This is a genomic window from Haloarcula hispanica ATCC 33960 (genome assembly GCF_000223905.1).
Taxonomy (GTDB): domain Archaea; phylum Halobacteriota; class Halobacteria; order Halobacteriales; family Haloarculaceae; genus Haloarcula; species Haloarcula hispanica.
Genome location: NC_015948.1, coordinates 1468837 through 1481484 on the forward strand (window position 1 = coordinate 1468837; position 12648 = coordinate 1481484).

Below are 12648 nucleotides of genomic sequence, written 5' to 3' on the forward strand. Positions count from 1 at the left end.
TATGGGCACAAAAGACCGGTACGAGCGGCTTCGGGAGCAGGCGACGACGTCGGAACGAGACTCGTCGCCGCACACGCTGCTCGCAGTGGTCTCGCTGGCGATCTCGCTGCTGTTACTGGCACCGCTGGTTTGGATCTTTCTCAGGGCAGGTGAAATCGAGTTCGCGCGTGCGGTCGAATTGCTGACAAGCGACACGACCGTCTCGGTGACGCTGAACACGCTGGCGCTGGTGACTGGTGTCACTGTCGCATCGATTCTCATCGGCGTCCCGCTGGCGATTCTCACCGCCCAGACCGATCTGCCGTTCAAACGGTTCTGGACGATCACGTCCGCGTTGCCACTGGTCGTTCCGAGCTACATCGGGGCCTTCGCGTTCGTCTCGGCCTTTGGCCCCCGTGGCGTCCTCGCGGACCTGCTCTCGCCGCTCGGTATCGAGCAAATCCCGACAATATACGGCCTGCACGGCGCAATACTCGTCCTGACACTGTTTACCTACCCGTACGTATTCTTGACTACGCGCGCGTCGCTGCTGTCGTTCGACGGGACCGTCGTCGAGGCCGCCCGGACGCTGAATCACACTCGTTGGGAGGCGTTCCGCCGCGTCACGCTACCACAGATCGCACCAGGCATCGCCGCCGGCGCGCTGCTGGTGGCACTGTACGCGCTCTCTGACTTCGGAACGCCGGCGATTATGCAGTACGACGTGTTCACGCGGATGATCTACAACGAGTTCGGCGCGCGCCGACTGGACTACGCCTCCGTGCTCTCGATGCTGTTGCTCGTGATGGCGCTCGGCATCCTCGCCGTCGAATCCCGGCTCAGCGCGGGCCGGGACGGTGCCTACGTCAGCAGCGGTTCGCGCCGGCCCGGTCTCATCAGGCTCGGGTACTGGAAGGCCCCGGCACTGCTGTTTTGCGGTGCCATCGCGTCCCTGTGTCTGGTGCTTCCCATCGGTATCCTGCTCCAGTGGCTCCTCCGTTCCGGCACGGGCTACAGCGGCGGTGGCTTCGCGTTCGAGGCGTCCTATGCCTGGAACTCGGTCGGTCTGGCCGCCGCCGCGGCCGCTATCTGCGTCGTGGCGGCGCTCCCGATTGCGTACCTCGCCGCGCGGGGCACGTCGGGTATTTCGTCACTTCCCGAGCGGGCCACGTACGTCGGCTACGCGGTCCCCGGTGTCGTTCTCGGCCTCGCGCTGGTGTACCTTGGGCTCCGGTACGTCCCCTTCCTGTACCAGAGCGTCATCCTGCTGGTGTTCGCCTACGTGATTCGGTTCCTCCCGCAGGCCGTCGGGACGACCGAATCCTCGATTCTCCAAGTCGATCCGCAGTACATCGAGGCGGCGCGGTCGCTGGGCTACCACCCGCTCTCGGCGTTCCGGAAGGTCGTCTTGCCGCTCGTCGCGCCGGGTATCGCCGCCGGGGCCGCGCTGGTGTTCCTGACGACTATGAAGGAATTGCCGGCAACGCTGATGTTACGCCCGACGGGCTTCGAAACCTTCGTCACGTACATCTGGCTCGTCCAGGGTGCCGGCTACTACGGACAGGCGGCGGTCCCGGCCCTCGTGCTCGTTGGCCTTTCCGGACTCTCCATGCTGGTCATTCTTCGACGGGAGGACACAAGCTAATGTCTCGACAAACACGCACACAGCAAACATCGGACTTCGACGACGTGGACGCAGCAGTAGCGAACCCGAACCGGACCGTCCTGGAACTGGACGACGTTTCCAAGGACTACGGTCACGAAGTCGCCGTCGAGAACCTCTCGCTCGACGTGAAAGACGGCGAACTGCTGACGTTGCTTGGTCCCTCGGGCTGTGGCAAGACGACGACGCTCCGGATGATTGCCGGGCTGGAACGCCCCTCCGACGGGCAAATCTCTATCGCCGACGAAGTCATCGCCGACGGCACCTCGTTCCGGAAGCCCGAGGAGCGCAACGTCGGTATCGTCTTCCAGGACTACGCCCTGTTCCCGCATCTCACCGTCGCCGAGAACATCGCGTTCGGCCTGACCGAGATGGAGGAAGACGCTGTCGGAGAGCGGGTCGACGAACTGCTCGAACTGGTCGACCTGTCGGCCCATCACGACAAGATGCCGAGCCAGCTTTCCGGCGGCCAGCAGCAACGCGTCGCGCTCGCGCGCTCGCTGGCCCCGGAGCCTGACGTCCTCCTGCTCGACGAGCCGTTCTCGAACCTGGACGTGCGCCTGCGCGTCGAGATGCGCGAGGAGGTCCGCAAGATCCTCAAGCGGGCCGGCGTCACCGCCATCTCCGTGACCCACGACCAGGAGGAGGCGCTGTCGATCAGCGACCGCGTCGCCATCATGAACGACGGGACCATCGCTCAGATCGGCGACCCCGCTGAAGTGTTCGAGAACCCCGAGAGCCGCTTCGTCGCGAGCTTCCTCGGCCAGGCGAGTTTCCTCTCGGCCCGGGTGACTAACGACCAAATCGAGACAGGGCTGGGCTCGTTCGACGTGGACCTGCTGAACGGGCCAGTTGCGGCGTACAACGGCGCAATGGTGGACGTGCTTGTCCGGCCCGATGACCTGCAGGCGATGCCGACGAACGAGTCCAAAGCCGACGGCTACGTCGTCCATCGCCAGTACAACGGCCCCTCGTTCGTCTACCGGGTCGAGCTCCACAGCGGCGACGTCGTCCACTGCATGCACAACCACGTCGAGACGTTCGAACCGGGCCAGCCCGTCGAGGTCGACTTGGTCGCGGACCACGACCTGGCCTGGTACCCGACGGAATGAATCGACTGCGCCGGCCGGGGGTACAGGCGGGGCTGGTGGCGCTGCTGGGCGGGATCACCGTTTTCACGCTTGCCCACGTCGTTTTTCCGCACCACACCACCAACCATGACGAGGGCGTCTACCTCCAGCAGGCCGCGATGTTGCTGGAGGGGCAACTGTTCATTTACCCCCCGGTCGAGGAGTCGTTCCGGCCGTGGTTTTTCGTCGCCGACGGCGAGCGGCTGTATCCGAAATACGCGCCGGTTCCGGCGGCGATGTTCGCCGTCGGGAAACTACTCGGCGGCTACCGCATTGCGCTCGGACTGATTTCGACCGGCGTGCTGGCGCTGACCTACCACACCGTCCGTGAGGCATTCGACGCTCGAACCGGCGTGGTAGCGACCGTCCTCATGCTCGGATCGCCGCTGTTCCTCGTCGAGGCGTCGGTGTTCCTCTCGTACGTGCCGACGACGCTCTGGAACCTCGGCTTCGCCGCGGCGTATCTCCACGCCGACCGGACGGGGAGCCGGAAGACGGCGGCGTGTGCTGGGCTCGCGATCGGCATCGCCTTTTTCGCACGGCCGTACACGGCGGTGTTGTTTGCGACGCCGTTCATCGCCCACGCGCTGTGGTCGCTCCGGACGCGCGACCCGGCGCGGTTCACGCGACTGTCGCTGACTGCCATCGGCGGGCTCACCGGCGTTGCCGCGACGCTTGCATACAACCGCGTCGTCACCGGCTCCGCGCTGTTGTTCCCCTACGAGGTGTTCGCCCCGCAGGACGGCCCGGGCTTCGGCTACCGAGAGATTCTGGGCTACTCGCGCGAGTTCACGCCAGCGATGTCGCTGGACGCGAACGCCGAACTCCTCTGGAAGCTCGTCACCCAGTGGGTCGTCGCCGGGCCGCTGGGAACGCTCGCTGCAGCCGTCGGACTCGGGGCTGCCGTGCGCCGCGGGATAGATGGTCGACAGGCGGCGCTGGCCGGCGTCCTCCTGACGGTCCCGCTCGGCAACGGCTACTTCTGGGGCACCGTGAACATGCTCGGGGACCTCTCGGACCCGACCGACGGTCTGGTCGCCTTCCTGGGGCCGTTCTACCACGTCGACATGCTCGTCCCGCTGACGGCCTTCGGTGCCGTCGGGGTCGTTGCGGTCGCTCGATGGACGAGCCGACTCGTCACCGACCAAGTCAGCGCCGACCGCGTCCGTCCGGTTCTGCTCACGATAGCGCTCTGTAGTGCGGCGCTGGGCGGCGGCGCAGCCGTCACAGCGGCGGCCGACCCGGTCTCGGACAACTACGCGGTGACCCAGCAGCTAGAGCAGGCCTACGAACCATTCGAGCAGCGTGACCTCGACAATAGCCTCGTCCTGCTTCCCACGCCCTATGGCGACTGGCTCAACCACCCGTTCCAGTCGGTTCGCAACGACCCCGGCTTCGACGGCGACACCGTCTACGCGATGCAACACCGCCAGTTCGAGGTGCTCGACGCCTATCCCGAGCGGGACTACTACCGCTACGTGTTCCGCGGCGAGTGGGTCCCGTATCTGGGGCTGCCCGTCGAGCCGCGACTCCAGCCGGTGTCGGTCGCGGAGGGCGAGACGGTCCAAACGGACGTGTCGGCGTCGGTTCCGGAGCAGGCCGCGCTGGTCTCGATCCGGCTCGCAAGCGAGGGTGAGAACGACTACGCGACAGTTACCGGAACGGACCGGCTGGATCTGCAGCTCTCGACCGACCGGAATCGGACGCGACTCACCGGCGACGGAATCGACGACCAGGTCAGCGTCCCGACGCCGGAAGACGGGACGGTCACGCTGATTATGTTCGTCGACTACGGCACCGGCGCGGGGTTCGAGTACCGCGCGGAACTCCCGGTCGAGCAGACAGACGAGAGCGTCCGGGCGCTGACGCCGCGGCTCGAAGTCTGTCGGGACCAGCGCCGCTGCGGCGGCGAAGCGGCCTACGTCCCGGGCACGCATCGCGATGGCATCAGCATGAACGCGACCACGACAAGCGAGAATACGTGAGACTCACCGATGACTGACTACGAACTCACCAGACGCGACGCACTGAAAGCACTCGGCGCGGCGGGTGTCACCGTCGCCGGCGGCGCGGCGGCGCTCGCCTGGGACAGGTCGACAAGCGACGATGCTGACGAGTCAGCCGAGGCCGACGCCGCCAGTTCCGAATCGAGCTTCGGGGACCACGAACGCGAGACGTACCGTGCCGTCGCCGCTATCGTCTATCCGAGCGAGGTGACGGGCGTCGCTGGATTCGTCGACAGCTACGTCGCCGGACGGGTCGAGGCAGACCCCGAACGAGCCGAAGCCATGGCGGCAGCGGTTTCGGCTCTGGACACGTACACCCGAGAGTGGGAAGGCACCGACTTCGTGGCGGTCGATGCTGCGACGAAAGAAGATACGCTTCGGGGAATGGGGGTCAAGGCCTCTGATCCGGACCCACATGGCGACCCGAGGCACCGCGTCCGCTACTACCTCGTCAACGACCTCCTGTTCGCGCTGTACAGTTCGCCGACCGGCGGTAAGCTCGTCGGCATCGAGAATCCACAGGGCCACCCCGGTGGAACGGGTAGCTATCAGCAGCCACCGAACGACCGATAAGCCGGGTCCCGTCGTCGACTGCTTCGGCGGTGTTACCGGAACCGTTCTTCGAGCGCAACGCGGACGATAGATTTCGCGATGGCGGCCCCGCCGGAGAACGGGTCGAGCTTCGTCTCGCCTTTCCGCTCGTCGTACGCGATGGGGCGCTCACGCACGTCGTAGCCACGCATCAGCGGCCGCATGAGCAGTTCGGCCGAGAGTCCGGTGTTCTCGGTCCAGACGATCTTCTGGAGGACCTCGCGGCGGTACGCGCGCATTCCAGTCGTCGTGTCGTGGACGCGCTTGCCCATGAGCACGCTCGCGAGTAGCGCGAACAGTTCGTTCCCCAGTTTGTTCATCGCCGGCATCTGTTCGGCCCCGTAGTACAGTCGGTCACCGCTGACGACGTCGGCCCCGTCGTTTATTTCCGCGAGGAAATCGGGCAGGCGTTCCATCGGATACGTGTCGTCGCAGTCCGTCGTGACGACGACCGGCCGGTCCGGTGTCAGCACGGCTTCGCGGACTGCCACGCCGTACCCCTGCGGTTCCTGTTGGATGACTGTAGCGCCGTGCTCGCGGGCGATCTCCGGTGTCCGGTCGCTGGACCCGTCGACACAGACGACTTCGGCGCGCCCGTCAGTCACTGCAGCGATGTCATCGAGCACGGTGCCGATTGCTTCTTCCTCGTTGTACGTGCCCATAACGACCGCGAGGTCGTCGAAGGTGTAGCCGGCCGGTTCGTCGCTCCGTGAACCCTGAATAGCCATTGCTCATCCGTCAGAACCCACGGTTCTTGAATGTTTAGGTTTGCCAAAATCAGCGGTCGGCGAGATACGTTTCTATCGGGGTTGCATCCGTCCAGAGGTGCGCGAACAGGTCCCGTGCCCACGAAATAGCGCTGTCCGTTTCGGAGACGATTTTCGCCGACGGCCAGGCTCCGTCGAGTTCTGGGAGCGTCAGGATCATCCAGTCGTCGGCGACGGCAAGTGCGTACGGGACCTCCGTGACACGAACGGTCGTCTCCTCGTATCGATTCATATCGAGCGAGACGGACTCCTTGCCGAGTATCTCGTCGATGACAGCACAGCTTACCACCAGTCTCGAGTCGGGGCTATCTGGCATCGCTTCCTCGTACTCTGGGTGGTAGACGGGCGAGACCACGTCGCAGTTCTGGACGCTCTCGACGCGAGTGACGACTTCGCGGACCGGGCGGTTGATATCGGTCTGCGTGCCACGGATGACCGTGTACTCGTCGAGTTCTGGGAGGCGACACCGGAACGGCTGTGGTAGAACTGACGTATCGTGGGACTCCCAGTACTGCGGGGCCACGGCGAAGAGTTCCTCGAGGCGTTGCTGGCGGTGAATCGTATCCGCGACGAGGCGGCCGGTACCGGTGAGTCGCCATCCGTCATCCATCGAGGTGACCAGACCGCGGCCTTCGAGGTTCGAGAGCGCATCGTATATCGCGGACTCGCTCGCAGTGACCGCTGACAGCAGTTCGTTGGTGGCCTTGGCTCCGGGACACAGCGAGCCGATGATGTCCGTCCGGACGGACGACGTTCGGACGTACTGAATAACTGATTCTACGCCCATACTGTCCCCATATACTGTAGCTCATATTTTTCGCACATATCAGTTTCCATTTGTAATGGAATTCTCTCCGGAAGCTGTACTATTCTCTCGGGCATTGGATATTATTGCAGCCAATGTGTCCATCTTTTTTACCGCTCGTGACACAGACACAGTTGCTGTCCACGTAAGACCACGTCCCCGCTGAACGCAATGGAGCACGTTGGTCTTGTGGAACTGCCACGTTCGGGCCAGGCGATATCGTGCCTCTGACATACTTCGCCAGCCCGAAGGGTCATGCAATCACCGTGGGTTGCCCGCCCACGGTGCTCATTGTCTCCGCTGTCGTCTCGTCCAGCCGCGTCTGTTTACTTCGGACTCCGTCCGCCGGTTCCGTATCGACCGTCTGTAGTCAGGCGGTCACCGTGAGAAACAGCTACAGCCGACAGTGTCAGTTCTCGGGCGGTTCGTCCGTTCCGATCCGGATCTCGTACGCCTCCATATCCTCGAACGCAGCGACTTGTCCACCGACTTCTACCGGCCCCTCGGCCGTCTCGACGACCAGCGTCGCGACCTCGCGGTTCGAACTGAACGACGCCTGGTCCACTTTGCCCTCGACGACCCGGTGGTCGCCCGTTTCCACGTCCCGCCCCTCGATAGTCGCGTAGAACTCCCCGTCCAATGTCATCAAGTCAGAGATACAGCGCCTGATCGTCCCGTAGCGGCGCGGGAACGGCAGCCCGTCCCCGTCGCTGGCAATCGTTTCGGCCGTTGTCCACAGCACCGTGTTGAGGAACCCGGACACCAGAAACCCGAGTTCCGACCGATTGAATATGACGCCGTATCTGTCTGTGTCGCCGCGGACGCTCTCGCGGGTGGCGTACATCGAGTAGTTCCCATCGGCGACGGCGACGACCGGTGTCGTGATACCGCGGCGGGCCTTCACCGTGGTCGCGATGGACTCGTAATCGAACCGCGCTGGGTCGGGAGCGTCCACACCCGGTGAAATGAGAATTTCAATAGCGATGCCGGACTGCTTCCGGGCCGCGAGTCTGTCTTCGAACCGCTCTAGCAGGGCCGGGGTCAGCGACAGCGTCAGTTCGTACTCGGCCGTCTCGATGATGTCTTCGAGGTACCGGAGTATCGTCGGCCGGGATTTGACGAGCGAGACGGCTTCCGGCTCCCGTGCGGGGGCCGTGTAGCGCGAAGACAGGTCGTCGACGAGGTCATCAAGCGAGTCTTGAATCCCCTCGAAGGCTTCCCGAGGATCGATAGCCAGGACCTTCATCGGCCGGGACTCCTTGAGTTCGACGAGTCCGACGTCGCTGAGGCTCCGGACCGTATCGTACACCCGCGGCTGTGGAATGTCCGTGTTCTCCGAGATCTCCGACGCTGTCAGCTCACCGTGTTGCAACACGGCCAGGTAGGCTGAAATCTCGTACTCGCCGAGATTGAACCGCGCAATTACCTGTTCGAGCGATGCTTCCAAGTCGTCACTAGACATAGTGGAGCGTTTGCGAGTCGAGTACTAAGAACTTCGGCACTCTATTCAGCAGCCAGTTTCAGAACCAGTCATGTGACTCTGTGCTACTGTTGGTTGTCCCGTCACAGCGGCTGCCTACTCCTGTGACTCCGATCGTTCGAGTCGACACGGCAAAAAAACTGCGTGCTGTCGCTGGGTTATTAGTAGGCGCTGGAAATCTGGGAGACGACGTCCGCGGGCGCAGCACCGGAGTTCAGCGATGAGATAGCGGATTCGAGCGAGGACTTGACTGCCGGCGGTGCGGCCAGACCGTGCGCGACGGACGGCGGCTGGGCCTCGCTGTTCTGGAAGTCCTCTATCTGGTCCTTGGAGAAGTCGTTGAACGGGTCGGTGTTGACGTCGGTCCGCGGCGGAATCGACCCCTTCTTCGGGTTGAAGATCTCCTGTGCCTCCGTCGTCCCGACGAACTGGCACCACAGCGTGGTCGCTTCCGGGGACGGGTTGTTGACCGGATACGGGAACGAGTCCATGTTGAGGGCATAGTAGCCGTCGGTTCCCGGGAATGTCACATGGTCCCACTCCTCGCCGTACGTCAGGTCGTTCGTGAGGTACGTTCCGGCCGCCCAGTCACCCTGGTGGAGGAACGCCGCTTCGCCGTTGATGACCTGATTGTTGGCCTCGGTCCAGGAAATCGAACCAGCGTCGCTCGGGATGTAGTCGAGATAGGACTGCGTCGTCTCGACTGCCGACTCGAGCGCGTCGCTGTTGGCGTCGACCTCACCGTCGACGAAGATAGCGCTGTAGGTCTCGGCGTCCGTTTCGCCGAGGAGGACAGTCGCGAACATCTGGAAGCTGGACCACGGCGACCCGGTCTGGTGTGCCATTCCGGTGTAGCCGGCATCGTTGACCGTCGCCATCGCGTCGACGAGGTCAGACGGCGTTTCGAGGGAGGCCGGATCGACCCCGGCGTCCTCGACGACCTCGACGTTGTAGAAGAGGTTGTTGATCCGGTGGATGTTGAGCGGCACCGTCACGTAGTTCCCAGCGGGCTGGGCCGCGTCCTTGACGCCCTGAAGGTAGGCGTCCTCCATGCTGTTCTCTGACCACACGGAGTCGCCGATATCCTTCAGCAGGTTCGCATCGGTGAAGGGGAGCAGATTGTTTCCGGGCCAGGCTTGCCACGTACTCGGGTGGTTGCCGTTCTGGACCCGTGTCCGGATGTTCGCCTGCAGGTTCTCACCCGCACCGCCGGCGATGAGGTTCTCGTCGAACGGGACGTCCGGGTGTTGCTCCTTGAACGCATCCATTACGGACTGAATCGCTTCCAGTCCGTCGCCCTCGCCCCACCAGTGGGCGACTTCAAGTGTGCTGTACTGTGTCCCGCTGTCAGTACTGCCGCCGTCGCTGCTGCCGTCACCACTGCTGCCGTCACTACCATCACCGCTGCTGCCATCGCCGCTGCTGCCGTCACCGCCGTCACTCCCACCGCAGCCAGCCAGCGAGGCCGCACCTGCTGCACCAGCAATCCGAAGAGCGTTACGCCGCGTCAACCGTCTGTTTGAATTGTCATCAGCCATGGTTGCACCAATACCTCATAATTCCTTATTGAAGATTCGCACTTAATACTTCTGTATAGCGAAAATCAGCATTTGACATTCGGGTCGGTCCCGATAAATCATCTATATCCCACGATTCTTCGGGTTTGAGTGGAGAAAGAAATTAATCGAATGCGAGTAAATACCTCACAATCTTACATCTACTATCTTACATATACCGACATATCCCCGTCTAAATGGGGGGTGTTCAGGCCAAACTGCCGTGAAAAAGCTCGGGCGCGGTTCGGCCCGAGGGTTACAGCGAATCGAACTCGACGACTGCCTTTATCTGGTCGTCCCCATCTTCGAAGGCCGCCTCGACGTGTTCCGGGTCGGTAACCGTCGTGACCAGATCATCGAGCAGCCACTCCGGAAGCTCCTGTAGGGTCTCGACGGCGTCCTCGAAGTGCGAGACGTGTGAGTTGACCGTGCCGATGAGACACTTGTTGTGCAGGACGATCTCGTTGTGTAGCGAACCACCGTCGACTTCGAACTCCCACGGCTCCGGGATGCCGAGCAACACGCCGACCCCGTTCTGGTCGAGCGCCTTGACTGTCTGGAACGCGTGCGGGGCGAACCCGGTCGCCTCGTAGATATAGTCCATCGCCTCGTAGGCCTCCGGGAGTTCGTCCACCGGCGTTTCGCGGGAATCGACGTACGTGCTGCCGATCTCGTCGATGATGTCGACCGTCGGGTCGGGACGGTTCCGCCGACCGACACAGTAGGTCCGGTCGTACTCCTGGTCGAGCATCCACAGCGTCAGCAGGCCGAGCGAGCCGTTGCCCAGCACGCAGGCGGATTCCGGTCGCCAGTCGAACGGTTCCCGCGTCGCGTAGGCGTGCTCGTTGGCCTTCTCGGTGATCGAGAGCGGCTCGACGAGGAAGCCGTGCTCCGCGACTGACTCGGGGACCGGGACGAGGAAATCCGCCGGCGAGGTGAAGTACTCCGCCATGAAGCCGTGGTCACCGACGATGCCGCGTTCCGTGTACTCGCCGTCCGGAGCCATATCAGGCTCACCTCGGCGGAAGTAGTCGTTCGTCTCACCGTTCGGTTTCCGTCGGACGGTCGGCGCGACGACCTGCCCCGCCTCGAGCCCCGTGCCATTGGGCTCTTCGACGACGCCGACCGCCTCGTGTCCGAGAACCATGTGGTCCGCCCCGTCGGGGAACCCGCCGTGGGACCCGTTCAGGACTTCGTGGTCTGTGCCGTCAACACCAACGCGGAGCGTCCGGACGAGTGCCTCGCCCGGGTCAGGCGACGGTCGCTCCCGCTCTAAGAGCTGTGGGCCGTCGTCGTCCCGCGTAACACCAATCACTTTCATGCCAGGCAGAGAGTGAGAACACTGGGGATTAAGTCTTTCTTCAGGGTTCTGCCTCACCGACACTGACGGCCGTGCCAGTCTCGCTGGAGCGGTAGATTCCGTCCATCACACGCTGGACGCGAAGCGCCTGTTCAACGGTGTTCGCCGACGGCGGCGTCCCGTCTCTGACTGCGGAGACGAACCGCGCCTGTTCCCGGTGCTGTGGGTCCGACCGTTGCGTCTCGATGTCGGTCGTCCGGTGGTGCATCCGGCCGGTATCGGCGGTTTCGAACAGCGTCAGCGACTGGTCCGCGAGGTCGAGTTTCGCGCCCGCCCCGGTCCCGCGGACGTAGTACTCCTGGCTGTCCGGCCGGTTCGTCGCCCACGCGACCTCCAGAGAGATCGTTGTCCCGTCGCCACAGCGGATGAAGGCGCTCGCCGAATCGTCGACGCTGAACTCGGCCGCACCGTGATCCTCGCCCCACATCTCGACGTACGCGTACTCCTCGTCGACGCCGAACTGAGCGCGGGTGTCGCCCGACACCTCGACGACCTCGGGATGGTCGGCGACGTGCAGCGCCAGGTCGATAGCGTGCGCGCCGATATCGATGAGCGACCCGCCGCCAGCCACGTCGCTGCGCGTGAACCACGACCCCCGGCCGGGGACGCCGCGACGCCTGATGTAGTTCGCTTCGATGTGAGACACCTCGCCAATATCGCCTGCATCGCGGTAGCCCACAAGCGTCTGGACCGGGTCGGCGAACCGGTTGTGGAAGCCGACCATGCAGAACCCGTCGGCCGCGTCGGCGGCCGCGGCGATCCGCTCGGCGCTTTCGAGCGTGTGGGCCAGCGGCTTCTCGACGAGCACGTCTAGCCCTGCCTCAAGGGCTGCGACGACGTACTGTTCGTGAAACTTGTTCGGCGTCGTCACCAGCACGGCATCTACCGTCTCGAACATCGCCGCGGCTTCCTCGTACACCGCCGCGTCGTACGTCTCGGCGAACCGGCGGCGCGCGTCGGCATCGACATCGACGCCCGCCGCTATCGAGACCGGCTGGTCGAGCTGTCGGAGGTTGGTACAGTGGATGTCCGCGATGTTCCCCAGTCCGATGATGCCTATCCGAACGGTCTCAGTCATGTCTCTCGAAGTCTGCACCCGGTGTCGGGTTAATACAACTGCTTTTCACGCTCTTCGCGTTCCTCTTCCTGTTCCTGCTTTGCCTTCTCACGGCGTCGACCGCGCCGATACTGGATGATGCCGGGGACGATTTTGTTCTTCAGGTCCAGGATGAACGACACGATACCGTACGCCCAGAAGAAAAACAGCACGAGCATCCCGCTCCAGTACAGCATCGCGAGGTGGCTGCTCAT

11 protein-coding genes are annotated in these 12648 nt (G+C 63.6%); 4 read left to right on the forward strand and 7 right to left on the reverse strand.

The window, feature by feature from the left end; all coding sequences use genetic code 11:
- Position 1: 1 nt before the first annotated feature.
- Genes HAH_RS07495 through HAH_RS07510 form a run of 4 tightly spaced genes read left to right on the forward strand, consistent with a single transcriptional unit; the run spans position 2 to position 5351 of the window.
- Complete coding sequence (locus HAH_RS07495; protein ID WP_014040370.1) at positions 2-1624, forward strand: ABC transporter permease; 1623 nt, start codon at positions 2-4, stop codon at positions 1622-1624.
- On the forward strand, positions 1624-2754 hold the full coding sequence (locus HAH_RS07500; RefSeq protein WP_014040371.1) for an ABC transporter ATP-binding protein: 1131 nt from the start codon (positions 1624-1626) through the stop codon (positions 2752-2754). The genes HAH_RS07495 and HAH_RS07500 overlap by 1 nt, the downstream gene beginning before the upstream one ends.
- The gene (locus tag HAH_RS07505) at positions 2751-4757 is read left to right on the forward strand and encodes a DUF7846 domain-containing protein (protein WP_023843262.1); all 2007 of its coding nucleotides are present in this window, start codon (positions 2751-2753) and stop codon (positions 4755-4757) included. Before HAH_RS07500 ends, HAH_RS07505 begins: the two co-directional genes overlap by 4 nt.
- Positions 4758-4766: 9 nt before the next feature.
- The gene (locus HAH_RS07510) at positions 4767-5351 is read left to right on the forward strand and encodes a gluconate 2-dehydrogenase subunit 3 family protein (RefSeq protein ID WP_014040373.1); all 585 of its coding nucleotides are present in this window, start codon (positions 4767-4769) and stop codon (positions 5349-5351) included.
- A 32-nt stretch (positions 5352-5383) separates the two neighbouring features.
- Here the strand turns inward: HAH_RS07510 and HAH_RS07515 are convergent, their stop codons facing one another.
- From HAH_RS07515 to HAH_RS07545, 7 genes are all read right to left on the reverse strand, one after another.
- Complete coding sequence (locus HAH_RS07515) at positions 5384-6097, reverse strand: dolichyl-phosphate hexose transferase (RefSeq protein ID WP_014040374.1); 714 nt, start codon at positions 6095-6097, stop codon at positions 5384-5386.
- 49 nt (positions 6098-6146) lie between these two features.
- On the reverse strand, positions 6147-6923 hold the full coding sequence (locus HAH_RS07520) for a helix-turn-helix transcriptional regulator (RefSeq protein ID WP_014040375.1): 777 nt from the start codon (positions 6921-6923) through the stop codon (positions 6147-6149).
- 427 nt (positions 6924-7350) lie between these two features.
- Positions 7351-8403, reverse strand: a complete 1053-nt coding sequence (trmB, locus tag HAH_RS07525; protein WP_014040376.1) for an HTH-type sugar sensing transcriptional regulator TrmB — start codon at positions 8401-8403, stop codon at positions 7351-7353.
- A gap of 179 nt (positions 8404-8582) precedes the next feature.
- Entirely contained in the window at positions 8583-9959 is a 1377-nt protein-coding gene (locus HAH_RS07530; protein ID WP_023843263.1) for an ABC transporter substrate-binding protein, read from the reverse strand.
- A gap of 274 nt (positions 9960-10233) precedes the next feature.
- The gene (locus HAH_RS07535) at positions 10234-11298 is read right to left on the reverse strand and encodes a glucose 1-dehydrogenase (protein WP_014040378.1); all 1065 of its coding nucleotides are present in this window, start codon (positions 11296-11298) and stop codon (positions 10234-10236) included.
- 40 nt (positions 11299-11338) lie between these two features.
- Complete coding sequence (locus HAH_RS07540) at positions 11339-12415, reverse strand: Gfo/Idh/MocA family protein (protein ID WP_044951836.1); 1077 nt, start codon at positions 12413-12415, stop codon at positions 11339-11341.
- Between the two features lie 29 nt (positions 12416-12444).
- A complete protein-coding gene (locus tag HAH_RS07545; RefSeq protein ID WP_014040380.1) occupies positions 12445-12648 on the reverse strand; it encodes a hypothetical protein in 204 nt (67 codons plus the stop codon).

Bases quoted from the DNA above. Each gene is read 5' to 3' on its own strand.
- HAH_RS07505 (WP_023843262.1), top strand. From the start codon at position 2,751: ATGAATCGACTGCGCCGGCCGGGGGTACAGGCGGGGCTGGTGGCGCTG.
- HAH_RS07495 (WP_014040370.1), top strand. From the start codon at position 2: ATGGGCACAAAAGACCGGTACGAGCGGCTTCGGGAGCAGGCGACGACG.
- HAH_RS07535 (WP_014040378.1), bottom strand. From the start codon at position 11,298: ATGAAAGTGATTGGTGTTACGCGGGACGACGACGGCCCACAGCTCTTA.
- HAH_RS07530 (WP_023843263.1), bottom strand. From the start codon at position 9,959: ATGGCTGATGACAATTCAAACAGACGGTTGACGCGGCGTAACGCTCTT.
- HAH_RS07520 (WP_014040375.1), bottom strand. From the start codon at position 6,923: ATGGGCGTAGAATCAGTTATTCAGTACGTCCGAACGTCGTCCGTCCGG.
- HAH_RS07515 (WP_014040374.1), bottom strand. From the start codon at position 6,097: ATGGCTATTCAGGGTTCACGGAGCGACGAACCGGCCGGCTACACCTTC.
- HAH_RS07540 (WP_044951836.1), bottom strand. From the start codon at position 12,415: ATGACTGAGACCGTTCGGATAGGCATCATCGGACTGGGGAACATCGCG.
- HAH_RS07500 (WP_014040371.1), top strand. From the start codon at position 1,624: ATGTCTCGACAAACACGCACACAGCAAACATCGGACTTCGACGACGTG.
- HAH_RS07545 (WP_014040380.1), bottom strand. From the start codon at position 12,648: ATGAGCAGCCACCTCGCGATGCTGTACTGGAGCGGGATGCTCGTGCTG.
- HAH_RS07510 (WP_014040373.1), top strand. From the start codon at position 4,767: ATGACTGACTACGAACTCACCAGACGCGACGCACTGAAAGCACTCGGC.
- trmB (WP_014040376.1), bottom strand. From the start codon at position 8,403: ATGTCTAGTGACGACTTGGAAGCATCGCTCGAACAGGTAATTGCGCGG.